A 19,671-nucleotide genomic window follows, 5' to 3' on the forward strand; every position below is an offset into this window, starting at 1 on the left:
AACTCCCACTGAATAAGTCTTGACTTCATCACTCTGCCATGATAATTATACCATAGACAAAGTCTGTAAATCATCGCTCAATATTCTTTTCTGTAAGTAGGAATTTGGTTTAACTTAGCAAGTGCGTACTAAAGCTCATATCTTTGATGTTAAGCAAACTGTTGCAGCTTTAGCTACGTACAAGGTCGCTACACCTAGGGTTGTACCTTAACATTGGTGTGAAACCCACCAGTAAAGTAATCACTTCAATTTTCCCTATCTCCTCGCGACCATCCCCAAAGAATCAATCCATAAAGAACGACCACCCAAATATAAGAAAAAAATTCGACTCCTGCAGAGGTAAAAACGCCCTCATGAATAAGTATTATTTTTCCTTTTACAATATTAACAATTTGAAGAGCAGTAAAAAGTCCATAGACCATTCCTAAGATTTTAAAAAGTCGTAACCTTTTTTGAGGAAATCCATGACCAAAATAAGCGCCACGTAGTACCGACTCCAACACAAAAAAAATCGAAACTAGCGCAATAATCAACAAATTTTGTGTACCAATCGTAAATAATCGACTTCCAGTTCCCTCAAAAATTGCACCACTAATAATCAATAAGCCTCCACCAAAAATTAAACTATGCAGTGCGATAGAACCTCGAACTGCCTTTTGCCGCTCATCAAGTTGATTATAATTGCTAATCCCTCTTCGTCGCTTAATCAGTACAAGCATAATTAAAATGACTAAAGCACTGGCTATCCCATTAATAAATCCTACAATGTTCATCTATTCTTCCTCCCAAAACAAATCATTCAAAGTAACATCTAATACCTTACATATATCAATGCATAAGCTGATTGTCGGATTATAATTTCCCGATTCAACTGCAACAATTGTTTGCCGCGTAACATTGACTGCCTGTGCAAGGTCATTTTGTGTCATACCTTTAAGTACACGCGCAGCTTTCAATTTCAAATTCTTTCCCATGAACAAATTATAAAATATATTTTTCTAAAAGTCAATTATACTATACTTTTTGTTTGTATAAAATTGTATCTATGATACTACCCTCTCAAAAATAAAAAAAATCATAAGACTATGATTTTTTTATGCTTTTACTTTAGACAGTTTAATTTGTCTTTGTAGGCTTACTACTGCCAATAAAAGGAGTAACATACTTGCAAGTAGTGCTGCTCCAGCTGGAGCAAGCTGACTATTTTCCAAAAATACACCGTGTCCTTCAAATAGATAAATACTAGTGTTTGTAACATCAGCAGCAAAAATAATTGCTAAAAGATAAAACAAGACCTTTAACTCTTTTACTTGTTTAAAAGTTGTCCGAGTTTGCCATATTCTAAAACTAGCAAAAGCTAGAAGCAAAGTGCTGAAAAGATAAATCATTTCAAAATTTTGAATCCAGTAAAAATGCTGAGCTTCAAAAATGAAACCGACAATAGTGAGTATTCCACCAAATATAAGTGTTGGAATAAAGATGAGCCATAGAATTTTATTCATTATTTTTCCTCAAAGTATAAGCTCATCCCTTTGCTATTTCATTGATTTAACTTTTATAAAATCACTATCCTGGGATAAACTTATCTTCCTTTTTTATTTCTTATTTAATTTTAATATATTTCTCATCAAACTCAAAATATTATGTTTTCCTTTCTCATAAATAAAAAAATCTTGGTCATTCCAAGATTTTTTTAATGGTTTCTGGTGATAAGTCTGTGATTAATTTGATAGGCTGAACCTGTTCATCTTTTTGTAAAGGTAAATCCATCCATTGAATTCCATACCATTCTCCAAACTTATAACCCGATTTTTGAAAAATTCCGATAGTTTCAAAGCCAAACTTTTCATGAAAAGCAATGCTTGCAGGATTGGGATAAGTGATACACGCATAAGCACGTTGATAATTAAGTAAAGATAACGCTGTTAATAACTTTTCATAAAGTATTGTTCCCGTACCGTGATGACGTTCATTTTCATCAAGATAAATAGATAACTCGACCACCCAATCATAAGCCGCCCGTTCACGATAACGTCCCGCATAAGCATAACCAATAATTTTATCATTTTCTATAGCTAATAGATATGGAAATACTGATGCAGTTTTCTCTATTCGTTGGGCAAAGTCTTCCACAGTTGGAACTTCGTATTCAAAAGTTATCGCTGTTTTTTCCACATATGGCTTATAAATTTTTAATAATTCGGTTGCATCCGCTGTTGTTGCTAATCTAAATTTCATTATTTCTCCTGACTCTCTTTTGAATATTATACACAATTTTGGATTAAATATCTTTATAGGAGTCGGTTTGGTTGTGGTTTTACAATTCTATCTCTTAGTTAATAAAAAAAACTCCGAGGAAAAAATAACTTCCTCAGAGTTCCTGAATATTAACTATAGCTAAGCTACTCTAAAATACACCCAAGATTGCTCTAAATTTTTCATCAGACTGAGGCGGAAGGACGCAGGCTTGCTGGCGCAAGTCAAGGACGACAACGAAAGAGCTGATGGGAAATTTGAGGAAGATTGGGTGTATTTTAGAGTAGTTTAGCTATAAATCCTAGAGATGATTTACTAATTCTAAACCTGGCGTTAGAGTGCTTTCCCCTTCTGCCCATTTTGCAGGACAAACTTGGTCTGGATGTTGGCGAATGAATTGTGCTGCCTTAACTTTATTAACAAGTTGAGATGCATTTCTCCCAATACCATCTGCCGTAATTTCAACTGCTTGAATCACACCGTCAGGGTCAATGATAAACGTGCCACGTTGTGCCAGACCTTCTTCTTCATCGAGAACATCAAATACACGTGACAAGTTCCAATTTGGGTCTGCAAGCATTGGATATTCTATCTTTCCGATTTTAGGACTATCCATGTGCCAAGCAGCGTGGACAAAATGAGTATCAGTTGAAGCTGAATACACTTCTGCTCCTAAAGCTTTTAATGTTGCATATTGTTCTTGCAAATCTTCAAGTTCTGTTGGACAGACAAATGAGAAATCTGCTGGATAAAACACTAATACATTCCACTTTCCTAAAAAATCTTCATTTGTAACTGTTTTAAATTCTAAATCATGATATGCTTGTACGGAAAATTCTCCGATTTTTTTACCTACTAGTGACATAAAAATAACTCCTTCTAAAAATATGATACCTTAATTATATTAAAATTTAAAGAAAAGGTCATGTTTCAGAAATGTGAGCTAAGATTATTTTCAAACTAACATCTAGTGACTCTCAAAAAGTAGCACCTGTCCAATTGTACCATCAAGGTATATCGCCATTTGTTCATTAGTAATTATTTTATAATTAGAATTTATTTCAGAAACAATTTTATTCCAAAATTTTTCCGAACTTTTATTTTGGGAATGATATTTCAACTGCCAACTCCCACAAAATTGCTTAAAGATTTGGTATGCGGTTTGTCTTCCAATCCCCTCCTTTGAAAAGGATAAGTGATAAAAAATTCGTACATTGTTTTATCTGTCGGAATATTTATCTCTAAAAAATTATTAATCAAGGTAAAACCAACAAGTTCACCGTCAACTTTTATGAAGTATGAATAACGATTTTTATCATTGAAAATATCATCTACACGATAATGAAATAGTCCATCTTTCTCAACTTTAGCTTGGGTGTATTGAGAGAATTCATAGATATATTTTTCAAGTAAATTTTCTAATGTTTTTTGTCATCAATAGAAATTTCTTCTAAGTATAACCATCTTTTTTCCCTATTAGTGGTGGGTTAAAAACTCAACAATCCAATAGCCGACATACGCCCAGCTCAGAAATCCATGCCAAACTGCATTCCAAAATGCTCCACCATTTTCTGCAAAACGCATACCAGTGGCAACCAAGAATCCCATAAAGTACATTGCACTTGACACATCAACATTTACTTTGATTTTTTTGTCCATTTTTTGCCTCCTAATTTTAACTGATTAAATGTTTATCACTATCCCCGTTCTTTACCCTTTATTGATAAAGTTACCTACTCATTTTCTTTTATTATATAAAAAAAGTTGGCGTTAACCAACTTATTTCTTTTATTATTTAAGCGACAAAACTTACGATGATTAATCCAAAAACTACTAAAATACCTAAAAAACTGGCGTTAATAATCATGAAATATTTTACAAAACCAGAAGTTTCGCCACGCGCCTGCATTCGAATCACTTTGTAAGCAATCAACGTCGCCATTGAAGCAACCATCGTTCCTATTCCACCGATGTCAGCACCAAGTACAACCGACACCGCATGAGGTGTGAATGGAGAGATAAGAATAGGAGCTGCGATATTTGAAATCACCTGACTTGTAATCACGGTACCTAAAAATGCTGCTTGTGGTCCCACAAACGTACGACTAATAAAGTCCGTGAGTGCATGGATGTTAGCAATATTTCCAACGATTATGAAGAAACAAACAAAGGTTAAAAGAAGGTGATAGTCCACACCTTTGAATAACTGTGGGCGATAAATTAACACAACTACTGCGACAATCGCTGCTGCTAAGTAAAAATTAATATAACCAAATACGGATGCTGCCATAATAATCATCAGAATCACAAAAATTGATGTTTCTAATTTATTAAACTTATCAACTTTTGTCTCAATTACTAAGGGTTCATTATCAATGAACTGACAAGCAATATTGAGCAAGATTAGTCCCGCCAACCAAAGTAGTCCTGTTCCTTTGAAAAACTCTAAATTTGTCAAAACATGTCCGCCATGATGTGCTGCATTTTGATAAAAAGAGTAAAGATATAAATTATGAGGATTACCTTGAGGGAGCAAGCTTGATCCCGTGTGACAAGCAGGAACAATCATCGCTGCTCCAATATAAACTGATTTCCGATTCTTAATCTCTTTTGTGATTGCCAAGTACAGAGGCAAAATAGTCAAAATTGTGAGGTCATTTGTAAAAAATATAGCAAGAAAGAAAGTGAGCATTGTTGTAAATCGTACAAGCTGACGTGTTGTCTTACTCCGTTTTACCAATGATTCTCCTAGATAACGTAAAAGTCCTGTTGAACGAAAACCTGCAATAACAAGCATCAATCCAAACACAGTTACAACTACCTTATAATCAAAAAAACGTGTTGTAAATCCGCCAAAAACGACGGCAATAATTGCGATAATAAAAGCGACAAGAAAAACCTTATCGACCAAAAACCAATTCCAAACTGCTTGCAGAATGTGCTTTGATTTGCGTCCAGTAGCTGATTGTTCCACTACTTCTCCTAACTATCATATGGATACTCGCTCTACGTTAGGAACGATCTGGCTCCTCTTTGCAAAGCAATATGGTTTTATCTATCACACAAAAAGAACGACTAAAACTGTCGTTTCCAATATCAAGTGACTTTTACCATTTACACACTGTTTACATTATAGCATAAAAAGAAAGCCAAGCAACTAATTTTTGGGACTTACACTAAGGTTTGATAAATTCTGACATTTTCATTTTTTGTCAAAAATTTTGATGACAAATTCTATGTTTCATTAAAAAATAAAAACTCTGTCAGTACTGACAAAGTTTTTTATTTTTATCCAATCGAACCTTCCATTGAGTAAGAGATTAAACGATTGAGTTCAACGGCATATTCCATTGGAAGTTCTTTGGTAAATGGCTCAATAAATCCCATAACAATCATGTCAGTTGCTTCTTTTTCTGTCAGTCCACGACTCATCAAATAATAAAGTTGTTCTTCAGAAATTTTTGACACTTTTGCTTCATGTTCAAGTGCAACTTGTGAGTTATGAATTTCATTGAACGGAACAGTATCAGACTTTGATAAATCATCCATCAAGATTGTATCACACTCAATATGAGAAGCAGATTTTTTCGAATTTTTTCCGAAAGTGACTTGTCCACGATAATTGACTGCTCCACCATTTTTGGCGATAGATTTTGAAATAATTGAGCTTGATGTGTTAGGCGCATTGTGAATCATTTTTGCACCTGTATCTTGATTTTGGTTAGCCCCTGCAAATGCAATGGAGAGCATTGTCCCACGTGCGCCTGGACCATTCAGATGAACGGCTGGATATTTCATAGAAACACGAGAACCAAGGTTTCCATCAACCCATTCAACTGTCGCATTTGTAGCTGCACTTGCACGTTTTGTCACAAGGTTATAAACATTGTCCGACCAGTTTTGAATGGTTGAATAGCGCATATAGCCACCTTCTTCCACAAAAATTTCAACCACAGCCGCATGAAGTGAACTCGCAGAATAAGTCGGCGCCGTACAGCCCTCGACATACTGAACAGATGCCCCCTCTTCTACGATAATCAATGTCCGTTCAAATTGTCCAGATTTTTCGTTGTTAATGCGGAAATAGGCCTGAATCGGAATGTCACATTTGACTCCTTTGGGAATGTAAACAAAGGAGCCACCTGACCAAACTGCTGAGTTCAATGCCGCCAGTTTATTATCTGTTGGTGGCACGAGTTTTGCGAAATATTTTTTGAAAAGCTCTGGATACTCACGTAATCCTGAATCTGTGTCTGTGAAAACAATGCCCAACTTTTCAAATTCTTCACGCATATTATGATAGACAACTTCTGATTCATATTGCGCAGAAGCACCAGCAAGATATGAACGCTCTGCCTCTGGAATACCGATTTTTTCAAAAGTATCTTTGATTTCAGCAGGAACATCATCCCATGAACGTGCCGCTTTTGCTGATGGTTTTTGATAATAGACGATATCATTAAAGTCAATGTCAGAGAGGTCTGGCCCCCATTTTGGTAAGTCTATTTTTTTGAATGCTTCAAATGATTTTAGACGAAAATCAAGCATCCATTCTGGTTCATTTTTTGTGGCAGAAATCTCACGAATAACTTCTTCTGTCAGGCCTAAACCAGTTGTAAAATCCAGCTTTGCATTATCATGAAAGCCAAATTTATATTCTTCTAAGCCTTCAACCGCATCATCAGCGGTGTTGACGATTTTTTCTTCTATCATTTTTATCCTCTCAGTTTCTTTTTTGAAAAGATTTTTGGTCCATTCTTTTACTCTTTGGTTCTTGATGGTTCTGTCAGTATACTGACGAAAGATTTCAGCCGTCATTTGCACTCATCGGCTGATTCAAATTGCACTGACAGCTTCAGTATAATGACAAAATCATCAAGTTTACTGACAAATTTTATCCATTACCAGTCGCTTCAGCGACTAGAGAAAATGGACAAATGTTTTACGAAACTCCCACTGAATAAGTCTTGGCTTCATTCACCATGAGTGATTTTGGCTTCTGCTTCACCCATTTCAAGTGCTTTTTTTAGGGCATTCCAAGGCAAAGTTGAACATTTCACACGTGATGGAAACTTACTTACCCCCGCAAGAAATTGTGCATCACCAAGTGCTTCCTGACGTTCATCCTCCACTCCTGTCACCATTGCTGAAAAAATATTTGCTAGCTCTAACGCTTCTTGCTTTGTTTTCCCAAGCACTGCCACTGTCATCATTGAAGCCGACGCTGTTGAAATCGTGCAACCATGCCCACTAAAAGCAATATCTGAAATCACATCACCATCAAAATCAACGGTTAAACGAATGACATCTCCACAAGTTGGATTATTTAAATCAATCATACATCCCGTATGTAATTCCCCAGCATGCCGTGGACTTGATGAATGGTCCAAAATCACTGCACGATATAAATTATCTAATTTAGATAAAGCCACTCTCTCACTCTTTCTATAAATTTGCTCAAAGCAATTGTTCTAGTTTTATCGGCATTAGCTCAAGCGCTTGACGGCACCACGGATATTTACCCTTAACTAATTCAAAATCAGAACCATCATCAAGTAATTTCGCTGTCGCTGTCAGCCTAAAACCAATTCCTGGATAATCATTAAAACCTGCCACTTCACGAACAGCAACTAGAGCAAGGACTGTATCGTTTATCTTAATATCTGCCTCAAAATGTGTAAAACCAGCAGCTGGTGCTAAAAGACGCCCATCCTCTGTCAAGGTCAGATAAGATATCCAAGTCCCTGTCGCATGAGGAGTTTCTTCTGCTCCCCAAGACGTGAGCGCAACCTCACCTTCATATTTCAATAACTCTAAAAATTTATCTGTTAAAATTTTCGTCATTTTTTACAATTCTTTCTTCAACTTTCGCCAGCCACCTGCACGATTATTTTTGATGATCTGGCGAACCATTATCAAAAATGCTTTTTCATTAAGTATATCATGCTCATAAAGCGAAATCTGCCTAGACGTTTTATTGTCAAATCCAGCTGTAATAATATGCTCTGAATCAGGAACAATCCCGCCATCATAAAGGAAAATCGCCAAATGATTTTTCGCCGTTTTTAGAGCACAGATATTGCCTTCAAGCACAAAATAGGGCATATTTGTTCGCTTAATTGTTTCTTCAACCTCGCTATCTGCCTCATGCAAAATACGACGAACTTGTCTGGAAAAATTCTGCTGATAGGGAGGAAGTTGAGCAATAAACTGATCAATACGAGAATCATTTTTCATTAGCTAAAAAATTCTTTCGTTTTTAGTATTGCCTCAACCAATTTATCGCAATCCTCTTTTGTATTGTACACATAAAAACTAGCCCTTGCCGTTGCAGGAGTATCAAGGTAATGTAAAAGTGGCTGTGCACAGTGATGACCCGCACGCACTGCAACACCTTCCATATCCAGAGCTGTCGCCACATCATGAGGATGAAGCCCCTCTAAATTAAAAGCAATGACACCACTGCGTTTCGCATTATCCACTGGTCCATAAAGCGTCAAGCCATCTATTTCGAGCAGCTTTGGCATCACATAATCAATCAATTCGCGCTCATGCTGGTGAATCTCATCAAGTCCAAGCGAATTAATATAGTCAATTGCAGCGCCCAGAGCAATTGCACCTGCTATATTTGGTGTACCAGCTTCAAATTTCCAAGGCAACTCCGTCCAAGTTGAATGACTTTCATAAACAAAATCAATCATCTCGCCACCAAACTCAACCGGATTCATCTGCATCAGAAGCTCTTCTTTACCATAAAGCACGCCAATGCCTGTAGGTCCCATCATTTTGTGTCCAGAAAAAGCAAAGAAATCTGCATCTAACTCTTGAACATCAACCTTCATATGAGGTGTAGACTGTGCACCATCAACAACCATATAGGCACCATGAGTATGTGCGATCTCAGCAATTTCCTTAATCGGATTAATTACTCCAAGCACATTGGACACATGAGCAATACTGACAAATTTAGTCTTGTCAGTAATTTTTGCTCGCAAATCATCCATGTCAAGCATCCCATCTTTGAGATAAACAAATTTCAACGTTGCGCCAGTAGCTTCTGCCACTTGTTGCCAAGGAACAATATTAGAATGATGTTCCATAATTGAAATAACAATCTCGTCAGTAGCTGACAATATTTGGTCAGCAAAACGCGTCACCCAATTGAGTGATGTTGTCGTGCCACGTGTAAATAATACTTCTTTTGTCGATTTTGCATTGATAAAAGCACGAACTTTTTCTCTAGCAGCCTCATATTTTGCAGTTGCTCGTTCTGCCAAAGTATGTACTCCACGATGAACATTGGCATTATCAGTTTTATAGTAGTCTATCAGTACTGACAGAACCGAAAGTGGCTTCTGTGTCGTTGCCGCATTGTCTAGGTAAACCAATGGTTCATCGTTTACAATCTGATTAAGCACTGGAAAATCTTTTTTGATGTTATCAAGCATTACATGCCCAGCTTTCTTTCAATCGTTGCAATAAATTCTTCACGGACAGAAGCCACAGGAATTTCACCAACAACAGAACCTAAGAAACCGCGAATAACCAGACGTTTGGCTGTTTCTTCATCAAGCCCACGAGATTGCAAGTAAAACAAATCTTCTTCATCAACCTGCCCAACAGAAGCCGCGTGTCCTGCTGTAACTTCATTCTCGTCAATCAATAAAATCGGATTAGCATCACCGCGCCCTTTATCTGACAACATCAGAACTCGTGAAGATTGTTGTGCATCAGCATTTTTAGCTCCTTTGATGATATGACCAATTGCATTGAAAGTCAGTGTACCTCTATCCAAGATAACCCCATTTTGCAAGATATGACCGACAGAAGATTTACCAAAATTGGTCACTCTTGTATCAACGCCTTGAATTTGATGTCCTGTTGAAATACCCACTACTTTTATTTCTGAGTGAGAGCCATCTCCTTTGAGATCACTATCAAAATCAGCTACAATATTTCCATCATTCATCACACCAACCGACCAGTCAACCGTCGCATTTTCGCCAATCAATCCCCGACGAATTACTGAGGCAGTCACATTCTCGCCCAGTTGGTCAATTGCTGAAAATTTTACCGTACTTCCCGCTTCAGCAATAACTTCCACAACAAAATTTCCAGTAACTTTCACAGTACCTTTACCCGTTGTTTCCAAACGTTCAAGATAATTGACTTTTGCATTTTTCCCCACAATAATCAACACGCGTTTCGTAAAAGAAACATTTGAATCCGCATCTTGCATTAAAATCGATTCTACAGGTAAGTCAACTTCGACTCCATCCGGGACATAAAGCACCACAGCCGAATTAAAAGCTGCTGTATTTGCCGCAGTAATACGACTTTCATCAAATGGAACAACCTTACCAAAATATCGTTCAATCACTTCTGGAATTTCATTCAACGCACGATGGAAGTCAGAGAAAATCACTCCTTGTGCTTCAAGATTAGGTGTTGTTTGTTCCAAAACCGTCTGAGTGCCTACCTGAACCAACAACGGATGATTAGGCAATTCAGTAAACGTAGGAACTGCCCCATCTTCTGTGGACTCTTCAATCGTCAGACTATCTATCCCCCAACGATTAATTTTGACCCGTTCAATATTTGGAAGCTCCAAACTTTCAAATTTTTCCACCGCTTCCTGACGCGTTTGCACCAACCACTCTGGTTCTAATCGTACTTGTGAAAAGTTTAAAATTTCTTGATCCATATCAAACTTCTTCCTTATATTCAATACCGAGTTCTTCTGCGATATTTACATAACCTTCAACCTCAAGACGTTTAGCAAGCTCCGCTCCACCCGTCTTAACCACACGACCTTCCATCATAATATGCACAACATCAGGTGTAATATAATCTAAAAGTCGTTGATAGTGGGTAATAATCAAAGCGCCAAACTTTTCTCCACGCATTGAATTCACACCTTTTGCCACAACTTTTAATGCATCAATATCAAGACCCGAGTCAATTTCATCAAGAATACCAAAAGTAGGTTCAAGCATCAACAATTGAAGAATCTCATTCCGTTTTTTCTCACCACCTGAAAAACCTTCATTGAGGTAACGTTCAGCCATTTCTTCTTTCATATTGAGCAATTCCATATTTTTATCCAATTTTTTTATGAATTGCATCACAGAAATTTTATCATCCTCAGCACGTTTTGCATTAATTGCAGCACGTAAAAATTCAGCGTTTGTAATCCCTGGAATTTCTGATGGATACTGCATCGCAAGAAAGAGCCCAAGACGTGCGCGCTCATCAACTCCCATTTCTAAAACATTTTGGCCATCGAAAAGCACTTCACCCTCTGTCACTGTATAGTTAGGGTTCCCCATGATTGCAGCAGATAGAGTTGATTTCCCTGTCCCATTAGGTCCCATAATTGCATGGATTTCACCTGTATTTATCGTCAAGTTTACCCCATTGAGAATTTTTTTATCTTCGATTGATACATGAAGATTCTTAATTTCAAGTGTTGACATTTTTCTCTCCTTCAATCTGAAACGGAGATTCTCTATCACCATTTCGTTCATTTCATAAATTGTCAATAATTTTTGACATTTTATAATTTCTATTTTATCAAAATTCTCGTGGTATTTGTTGTTTTCTGTTACCGTTTTTATCTAATAAAAAATAGCTAGAAGGCCTTCTAGCTTATTTTTTTGTTTTTAACAAGAAAATATTTTCTTATTACAACTCTATTCTGTGAAATCTCCATTATTTTTTTCTTCTATCGATGCTGTGTTCTTGTGACTTGCGAAGTCAGTCATAAGCTGTGGAATGTCAACTCCCATCTCTTTCATAACATCCAATCCCTTTTGAAGTCCCGAAGCAGACATCCCCATAATCTTATCTGAACCTTCTCCACCATATATTTTGATAGAATCAACTGCACGAAGATTTTCTGAAACAGAGCCAACAACTTTTGGTAAAACTTCCATCGCCATATTGAGAATTGCTGCATCAGTCATATGTTTCATAGCTTCAGCTTTTTTCTCAATAGCTTCTGCTTCTGCCTCACCATTCAAGCGGATAGCTTCAGCCTGTGCTTTACCTTTTGCAAGGATAGCTTCTGCTTCTGCAAGTGCCTTAATTTTTTGTTCTTCAGCTTCTGCCTGTGCTTTTGCAATTTGAGCTTCTTTTTGCGCATTTGCCTCAGCAACAATTGTTGCTTGTTTTTCTTGAGCCGCCCGAAGCACTTCTTGTTGTTCAAGTTCAGTAGCACGTTTACGCTTGATAATTTCAACTTGCATTTCTGCATCAGTTGTTTCCTGTTTAGACTTCGCTTCTTGAATTGCATAGGCTTGGTCAGCTTTCGCTTGCGCAATATCTGCTTGTGTCTTTGCATCAGCCTGTGCAATATGCTCTTCTTGGTCAAACGAAGCAAGTTGAATCGCTTTACCTTTTTGAGCATCTGCGATCCGTGTTGCACTTTCAGCCTCTGCTTGTTGAGCCTCTTGATCTGCTTGAGCTTTTTTAATCCGTGTTTGCTTATCTGCCTCAGCAACAGCAACAGCAGCATTTTGTTGAACACGAGCCACTTCTTCTGCACCTAAAGCTTGAATATAATTCTGATTATCACGAATATCATTAACAACAAATGACACTACTTGCAAGCCCATCTTAGCAAGATCGGTTGCTGCCTGAGCTTGAACTTCTTTTGAAAACTTATCTCTGTCTTCAATAAGTTCTGAAACTGTCATTGTCCCAATAATTGCTCGCAAATGTCCTTTCAAAACTCTATCTGCCATCCCATCACGCTCAACATCTTTCTTTCCTAAAAATTGTTCAGCAGCAGTAGCAATTTCTTGTAAAGATGAACCAACTTTAATCATAGCAGTCGCATCCACAGTGACTGGAATTTTATTTTTCGAATAGACTTTGTCAGCTTGAATATCTAAAGCTGAAGATTGTAAACTTAAATATCGTGCGCTTTGTAATCCAGGTAAAACAAACGTTCCAGAGCCACGAACAACTTTTAATTTATTTCCTTGTGAGTCTTTATTCACCCCTTTTGAGCCTAACATCGCCCCATATACGATTAATGCAGCCTGTGGACCAGACTTTTTATAGTTGACTACAATGATTGCAATGATAATTAATACCACAACAACTGCAGCCCCTCCTAAAATAAATAGTGGATTCATACGACTTCTCCTTTTAATTGAAGTGATTACTTCATTGGTGGGGGATTCTTTCTCCCCCACCAATGAAGTAGAACGAAAGCAGAGCTTGCCATTTCGCCTTATCGCTTTAGCGATTTAGAGCGAATGGACAGCGTAGCGAAGCGGAGATAGTGCTGCTTATCCCACCACCTTATAGAGGTGGGGAATTAGCAAGCACTTGCTAAGTTAAAAGCTCATTGCCATTTATAAGAATAAAATTTGGCTGTATTATCTATTTTCAAAATTTTGACTGGTATGGAATAACATATGCCACACCATTTGACACTTCAATAATCAATACTTCCTCATTTTTAGAAATTGAAGTGACTGGATGTTGTTTTTGATGATAAATTCTCGCTGGTAAAGTTTTTCGTGACTCATTGACAAACTCTGTCATTACTTCGCCTACAGCACTATTATCATCTATCCCAACTGTCAGCCTACCTACCAAAAGATTTTTTTCATCAGCTTGATAAGGTTGATCACTAACAGAATTAAATAAAGACATTATCGGAATAAACAAGACAGTAAGCAGGAGCGCAATAATGATGACAGCAATGATAATGATTAAAATAATCCCCGTTCGCCCCATAGATTTCTCCTTTTACTCCAATTTCATACTGAATTATAGCGTTTTCATGACTTTTTGTCAATTTTTTGTTATATTCTTTGAAAAATTTATCATCAAATAAAAGTAGCATTGGTTACTCAATGCTACTTTTTATCTTTTCTACTCAAACGACGCATAGGAAATTCTTGCGTAGATTCTTCATCTTCCAATATTTCATTGTCTTCATCTTTTGTTTTTGAGTGCAATACTTCTTCTCTGTAACTTGAATTTCCAATAAACTTCATCGTTTTTAAGACTGGCTGACGGTTCTCGCCTAATATTCCTACCAGTTCTATAAAAATTTCTAAACCGAACAAACAAGCGACAACGAGGAAAATACCACCGATTCGACTTGAAACTTGCAAAATCAATGAAATGAATGCAAAAATTGCTGCAATAGCATAGATAACAAGCACAGCGCCACGATGAGTAAAACCAAGTGCCATTAAACGATGATGAAGATGTCGCTTATCTGCTGTTGCGATAGATTGACGATTCAGTTTTCTACGAATCATTGCAACGATGGTATCCGTTAGAGGAACTCCTAAGATTAACAGAGGAGTCAACACTGCAACGGCTGTTGCATTTTTTAAACCTTGCAATGAGGCAACAGATATCATAAATCCTAAAAACAACGCCCCAGTATCTCCTAAATAGATGATTGCTGGGTGATAGTTATAAGGGAAAAAACCCATAATTGCCGCAACGATAGTAAAAATCGTTATTGGTAAGAATACATTTGGGCTCGGCAGGAAGAAATAAGAAACAATCCCCATCGTTGTCAATGATATTACTGATACCCCACTAGCTAACCCATCCAACCCGTCAATGAGATTGATAGCATTAGTAATTGCTAGAATCCAAAAGACAGTAAATATATAGGAAAGCCATGCTGGAAAGCTTAAAAATGGACCACCAAACGGTATTTTGATATTATCAAAACGTGCATGAGTAAAAAACCAGATAAAACTCGCAGCAATAATGAGTCCTAACAGTTTCATTTTTGGTGAAATTTCTTTGATATCATCAATCAACCCAGTGAGTACAACAATACCACCCGCAACCACAAAGGGCCAAATATAGTCAAAATAACTCTCTAAACGTGGAGGACCAGCATTGGGCGTAAGAGGTTGAACATTTCCAACATAAGGAGGTTGACTATGAACAATGTGAGGCAAGATGAGCAACGTTGCAACTGCAAAAGCGATAAAGATGGCCAGACCTCCAGCAGAAGGCATTGGTTTTTTATTGATTCGCCGTTCATTAGGTTTATCCACTGCACCAATCATACGAGAAACAAAGGTCATGATTGGCGTCAGAATAACGGATATGCCAAAAGTCATCATAACGGTAATCAAAAACTTCAACGCAAAAGGTATTTCTTTTAAAGTATCAACCATATTTAGATTTTTCTAAGAACATCTAGGGCACGTGTAGAAATCAGACATTCTCCATACTCCTGCAAAAATTCTCGGCTAATTTTACTCGCTTCGCCGTATTCCATCATTCTGGCACGTGTGCTTTCAACATGCATTTTCCCTTTAGATTTTTGATTATCTAAAACAACGAGGTAGAAATCACCATCATAACTATAAAATTCTGATTCTTCATCAGCAAATTTGACATTTTTGATTCCTGTCAATACTGACAACATATCATCATAACGAATAGAGTAGTAAATGAAATCTGGATCTTGTTCCACTTCATCTTTTTTTGCTCCTGGAAGACCCAACCCAGGATTAAAATCGGTGATTCCTCGCTCTTTTGCCATATTTGCTCCAATTTCATTGAGCTTATCATAGAAGCCAGTCATCAACTCTTCAAATTCTTCTGGGTCATCAGGAATTTCTCCACCCTCACCCAAAAGTGCCTCTTCATGAACAATCATATGAACCCCTTGTGGAAAAGGTTGAATTTGGAATGTAAGCATTCCAACATTTCCAAAACGATTTTCTAATCCCAATTCATCAACTAACTCATAGAAAAATTGCTCAATAACCTCTTGATTACCAAAAAAGTCGGACAGTTTAATATCATAATCTGTTAAATCGTCAAAGGACAGGGTAATTTTTATTGTATTTTCATTTATATCTTCAAATTTCATTTGTATTCACGTGCAAGCCTAATATTATCTACCTCTAAGCGTTTTAAAAGTAGAAATCTCTTGTGCTCAATAGCCTAGCTTTTCTTCTGCATACACAAGGTCGTCTATTTACAGTTTATCAACAAATGGGTTAATTAAACTAGCCTAATCTCTCAAAGGTGAGAAATTGGCGGCCTGCTTTCCTTTCTATCTAGCATTTTATACTCGTTCATCTCTAATCTCTCCTAAAAATCTATAAGATGAACCGTAAACAGACTGCTTTTGCGCATGAATGAAAAAAGAATTACTTTTCTTATTCATAATTTTGACGCCATGCGCAGAGAATTATTTACGTCGATCTCTTCTCTCCATCACTTTATGGGAATAACCACTCACGCTTTGGCGTTTAGGGGCAAATTGTGCCACTCTAGAGGGGCAGGCAGTGCGGAGATAGAGTTGTGAAGATAACGCAAACAAAATTTAACTTTCAAGCAGAACACTTAGGAGTTAAACAGTCTTACTTTCTATTTCTTTTCAATTTCTTATTAACTATTATACCACAGACCAGAAAAAAAACAGCACAAGGGCTGTTTATCACCATTTTGTATTTGATTGTTTCATTTTTATTTGTATAAAATTGAATTTTATTTTTGACAAAGCAGCGTGATCAAAGCACTTTAGCGAGGAAATCTTGTGTTCTTTTTTCTTTTGGAGAATCAAAGACTTCTGTTGGAGCGCCTTGTTCAACGATAACACCGTCAGCCATAAATAGCACTCGGTCAGCAACATTCTTTGCAAATCCCATTTCATGTGTAACAACAACCATTGTCATCCCTTCTTTAGCAAGCTCCTGCATAACAGATAAGACTTCCCCAACCATCTCAGGATCAAGCGCAGATGTAGGTTCATCAAAAAGCATAACATCCGGATTCATTGCAAGCGCTCTAGCAATAGCAACACGCTGCTGTTGTCCTCCTGATAGGGATTGAGGATAGGCAGATTCTTTATCTGATAAATCAACACGCTCAAGTAGTTCTTTTGCTTTAACTGTTGCTTCTTCTTTGGTCATTCGCCCTGTTTTTATAGGTGCTAATGTGAGATTATCAAGCACAGTCATGTTTGGAAAAAGGTTAAATTGTTGAAAGACCATTCCCATTTTCTCACGGTGTTTGAAAACATCAACCGACTTATCAGCAATGTTTGTCCCTTCAAAATAGACCTCACCCTTGGTTGGTTTTTCAAGAAGGTTCATTGTTCGTAAAAATGTTGACTTCCCTGAACCAGACGGTCCAATCATGACAACGACTTCTCCTTTTTTTATCTGGATATCAAGTCCTTTGAGTACTTCATTTTTACCAAAATATTTATGCAAATTTTTGATTTCGATTAAATATTCACTCATTATTTGGCATATCCTTTCCCAAGTTTTTTCTCAAATATAGCAAGTAAACGACTTACAACAAAAGTTGTGACAAAGTAGTATAAAGCGACAAAAAGCATTGGTGAAATGGTTTGGTACGTCAAATTTGCAACGGTTTGAGCGCCATTGAAAACTTCCATCACCCCAATTGTATAAAGAAGAGAACTATCTTTAATGATTGTCACAAATTCATTGCCGATTGCTGGTAAAATATTGCGAATCGCTTGTGGTAAAATAACCGTCGTCATTGCTTGTGTTGGACGAATACCTAATGAGTACGCTGCTTCACGTTGACCTGCAGGAACGGCTTCAATACCAGCCCGAACAATTTCCGCCATATATGCTCCTGAATTCAAGGAAATGACGATAATACCTGGAACCAAACGACCAAGATCTTGTTGCAAAATTCCTACCTGAAAAGTTGGTAATGAAATACTTCCCATCATTGCAAAACCAAGCATAATCTGCACCAACATCGGTGTACCACGAAAAATTTCGATGTAAATGTTTGTCAACCAACGTAGTGGTGCAAATTTAGAAAGCTTACCTAGTGCAACAATAATTCCTAAAAGTGTTCCCATCGCTACTACAAAAGCAGAAATCAGGATAGTAACAATCATCCCATCATTAAAATATGGGAGATATTTTGGCAAAAAGTCAAAACTCATTTTTTCTCTTTTCTATTGAATATGTTTTATCGCTCTCTTGTTCATTGCTATTTAAAGATGAACTCAGATACACTGCCTTTTGCTCTTGCTACTTTAGCAGCTAAGCAAACGGACAGGGCGAAGTTGCGTAGACCGTTCGCAGAACGGCTAGCACCGTAGCGAGCATCGACAGCGCAGCGAAGTGACTTTTAAACCTACGCTTTAAAAGTCAAACAGTATTAGAATAGAATAATTATAATATAAATAGTATAAAAATACAACTATTTATGAATAATAATCAAAAAAAATTACTGACAGTCTGTCAGTAAATAATTTTACGCTTTTCAGTGCTGATAAAGAGTTCGTCATTTGCTGACAAATGGTAAATTTCTCCATCAATCTGCACAGGCTCTTCTTCTTTGAGCACAACTGCAAAATTTGTTTTAATTTTATGCATAAATAGCGGATGCTCAAGATGAGTCCCCTTGAGCACTCGTGGAACTAATGAAAAAGTTCGTACCAAATGGTGTTTATCATATTCGACAAGATGAATTTCCTGATTCAGATTTGATGCTTTTGGCGAAATTTTTACTCCGCCACCAAAATAAGGATGCTTTGTAAAAGTCATCAAAAAAGCGTTATCCGTTCTCATAATTTCGTCAAATTTACTGACAGAATCTTGGTCAGTGCTGACAGACATGGAAAATGGTTTTTTGGTAATTAAAACGTGTAAAACAGTCAAAATATAAGATAAACTTCCAAGTTTTAACTTGTTAAGCAATGTTTTCACTTTACTTTTATTAGCTGATTTGACAATAGTTGCATCAAGTCCAATTCCGATATTATTTAAAGCATAGCCATTTAAACCTCTTGAACGATATCGCATAATATATATTTCATGAATGTTCTGCGACCGTGCAGCTTCAAATGCTTCAATTGGATTTAAACTCAATTTTAAACTTCGAGCGAAATCATTGCCAGAACCAGCTGGAATATAACCAAATGCCTCATCTGCTGGCAACTCATTGATTACTAACGAAATAGTGCCATCACCACCGATAATAATCAGTTGGTCGCCTCGTTTTTTTTCATCCAATATTTGTTTGACGAGCGAAGCCTCTTGCCCCATTTTTTCAGTCGCAAATAATTTATATTCAATCGTATTTTTTTCCAAGTAGGGAAGCAAAATTTCCAAAGTCCGTGCGCCTTTACCCGCACCAGAATTTGGATTTGCAAGGAGATAATAAGTCATAGAATCATTTTACCAAAAATGACAAAATTCTGTCAGTATGACAGCATAAATTTCACAAAAAAATTACTGACAAAATGAAGTCAAGACTAATTTCGAAGCTTGCCATTCCGACTAGGTGTTTTTACCTTTTGCTCTTACTGCTTTAGCAGTTAGCTTCGCATGACCATAGGACATTTGTCCGTTTGCTTAGCTGCTAAAGCAGTAAGAGCAAAAGGCATTGGCTGTAAGGCACTAAAGTGCCGAT

The 19,671-nt window shown here is 37.0% G+C and carries 21 protein-coding genes; all 21 read right to left on the reverse strand.

Annotated elements, in window-relative coordinates; translation table 11 throughout:
• Positions 1-245: 245 nt before the first annotated feature.
• Positions 246-773, reverse strand: a complete 528-nt coding sequence (locus FLP15_RS11875) for a hypothetical protein (RefSeq protein WP_142767282.1) — start codon at positions 771-773, stop codon at positions 246-248.
• Positions 774-974: a helix-turn-helix transcriptional regulator gene (locus FLP15_RS11880; RefSeq protein WP_142767283.1), complete on the reverse strand. Its 201-nt coding sequence runs from the start codon at positions 972-974 to the stop codon at positions 774-776.
• 120 nt (positions 975-1,094) lie between these two features.
• Positions 1,095-1,502, reverse strand: a complete 408-nt coding sequence (locus FLP15_RS11885; protein WP_142767284.1) for a hypothetical protein — start codon at positions 1,500-1,502, stop codon at positions 1,095-1,097.
• Between the two features lie 175 nt (positions 1,503-1,677).
• Positions 1,678-2,238 (reverse strand): GNAT family N-acetyltransferase, encoded by a 561-nt coding sequence (locus FLP15_RS11890; RefSeq protein WP_142767285.1) that lies wholly within the window; start codon positions 2,236-2,238, stop codon positions 1,678-1,680.
• Positions 2,239-2,557: 319 nt separating this feature from the next.
• Positions 2,558-3,121 (reverse strand): alkyl hydroperoxide reductase subunit C, encoded by a 564-nt coding sequence (ahpC, locus tag FLP15_RS11895; RefSeq protein WP_142767286.1) that lies wholly within the window; start codon positions 3,119-3,121, stop codon positions 2,558-2,560.
• Positions 3,122-3,732: 611 nt separating this feature from the next.
• A complete protein-coding gene (locus FLP15_RS11900; protein WP_142767287.1) occupies positions 3,733-3,915 on the reverse strand; it encodes a hypothetical protein in 183 nt (60 codons plus the stop codon).
• A gap of 136 nt (positions 3,916-4,051) precedes the next feature.
• On the reverse strand, positions 4,052-5,230 hold the full coding sequence (locus FLP15_RS11905) for an SLC13 family permease (RefSeq protein ID WP_142767288.1): 1,179 nt from the start codon (positions 5,228-5,230) through the stop codon (positions 4,052-4,054).
• A gap of 314 nt (positions 5,231-5,544) precedes the next feature.
• Positions 5,545-6,969: a Fe-S cluster assembly protein SufB gene (sufB, locus tag FLP15_RS11910; protein ID WP_142767510.1), complete on the reverse strand. Its 1,425-nt coding sequence runs from the start codon at positions 6,967-6,969 to the stop codon at positions 5,545-5,547.
• 260 nt (positions 6,970-7,229) lie between these two features.
• Positions 7,230-7,688: a Fe-S cluster assembly sulfur transfer protein SufU gene (gene sufU / locus FLP15_RS11915; protein WP_142767289.1), complete on the reverse strand. Its 459-nt coding sequence runs from the start codon at positions 7,686-7,688 to the stop codon at positions 7,230-7,232.
• A 25-nt stretch (positions 7,689-7,713) separates the two neighbouring features.
• On the reverse strand, positions 7,714-8,091 hold the full coding sequence (locus FLP15_RS11920) for a pyridoxamine 5'-phosphate oxidase family protein (RefSeq protein ID WP_142767511.1): 378 nt from the start codon (positions 8,089-8,091) through the stop codon (positions 7,714-7,716).
• Positions 8,092-8,103: 12 nt separating this feature from the next.
• The gene (locus tag FLP15_RS11925) at positions 8,104-8,493 is read right to left on the reverse strand and encodes a DUF1801 domain-containing protein (RefSeq protein ID WP_142767290.1); all 390 of its coding nucleotides are present in this window, start codon (positions 8,491-8,493) and stop codon (positions 8,104-8,106) included.
• A complete protein-coding gene (locus FLP15_RS11930; RefSeq protein WP_142767291.1) occupies positions 8,493-9,704 on the reverse strand; it encodes a cysteine desulfurase in 1,212 nt (403 codons plus the stop codon). Before FLP15_RS11930 ends, FLP15_RS11925 begins: the two co-directional genes overlap by 1 nt.
• On the reverse strand, positions 9,704-10,960 hold the full coding sequence (gene sufD / locus FLP15_RS11935; RefSeq protein ID WP_142767292.1) for a Fe-S cluster assembly protein SufD: 1,257 nt from the start codon (positions 10,958-10,960) through the stop codon (positions 9,704-9,706). Before sufD ends, FLP15_RS11930 begins: the two co-directional genes overlap by 1 nt.
• A gap of 1 nt (position 10,961) precedes the next feature.
• Positions 10,962-11,732, reverse strand: coding sequence for a Fe-S cluster assembly ATPase SufC (gene sufC, locus FLP15_RS11940; protein ID WP_120772215.1), 771 nt, complete (start codon positions 11,730-11,732; stop codon positions 10,962-10,964).
• Positions 11,733-11,948: 216 nt separating this feature from the next.
• Positions 11,949-13,397: a flotillin family protein gene (locus tag FLP15_RS11945; RefSeq protein ID WP_142767293.1), complete on the reverse strand. Its 1,449-nt coding sequence runs from the start codon at positions 13,395-13,397 to the stop codon at positions 11,949-11,951.
• Between the two features lie 256 nt (positions 13,398-13,653).
• The gene (locus tag FLP15_RS11950; RefSeq protein WP_223804646.1) at positions 13,654-14,007 is read right to left on the reverse strand and encodes a hypothetical protein; all 354 of its coding nucleotides are present in this window, start codon (positions 14,005-14,007) and stop codon (positions 13,654-13,656) included.
• A gap of 122 nt (positions 14,008-14,129) precedes the next feature.
• Positions 14,130-15,425 (reverse strand): MraY family glycosyltransferase, encoded by a 1,296-nt coding sequence (locus FLP15_RS11955; protein WP_142767294.1) that lies wholly within the window; start codon positions 15,423-15,425, stop codon positions 14,130-14,132.
• 2 nt (positions 15,426-15,427) lie between these two features.
• Positions 15,428-16,129 (reverse strand): adaptor protein MecA, encoded by a 702-nt coding sequence (locus FLP15_RS11960; protein WP_120772219.1) that lies wholly within the window; start codon positions 16,127-16,129, stop codon positions 15,428-15,430.
• A gap of 646 nt (positions 16,130-16,775) precedes the next feature.
• Positions 16,776-17,510, reverse strand: coding sequence for an amino acid ABC transporter ATP-binding protein (locus FLP15_RS11965; RefSeq protein WP_142767295.1), 735 nt, complete (start codon positions 17,508-17,510; stop codon positions 16,776-16,778).
• On the reverse strand, positions 17,510-18,196 hold the full coding sequence (locus FLP15_RS11970; RefSeq protein ID WP_142767296.1) for an amino acid ABC transporter permease: 687 nt from the start codon (positions 18,194-18,196) through the stop codon (positions 17,510-17,512). Before FLP15_RS11970 ends, FLP15_RS11965 begins: the two co-directional genes overlap by 1 nt.
• A gap of 301 nt (positions 18,197-18,497) precedes the next feature.
• A complete protein-coding gene (locus FLP15_RS11975; protein WP_142767297.1) occupies positions 18,498-19,427 on the reverse strand; it encodes a diacylglycerol/lipid kinase family protein in 930 nt (309 codons plus the stop codon).
• Positions 19,428-19,671 lie beyond the last annotated feature (244 nt).

The organism is Lactococcus protaetiae (assembly GCF_006965445.1).
GTDB lineage: Bacteria > Bacillota > Bacilli > Lactobacillales > Streptococcaceae > Lactococcus > Lactococcus protaetiae.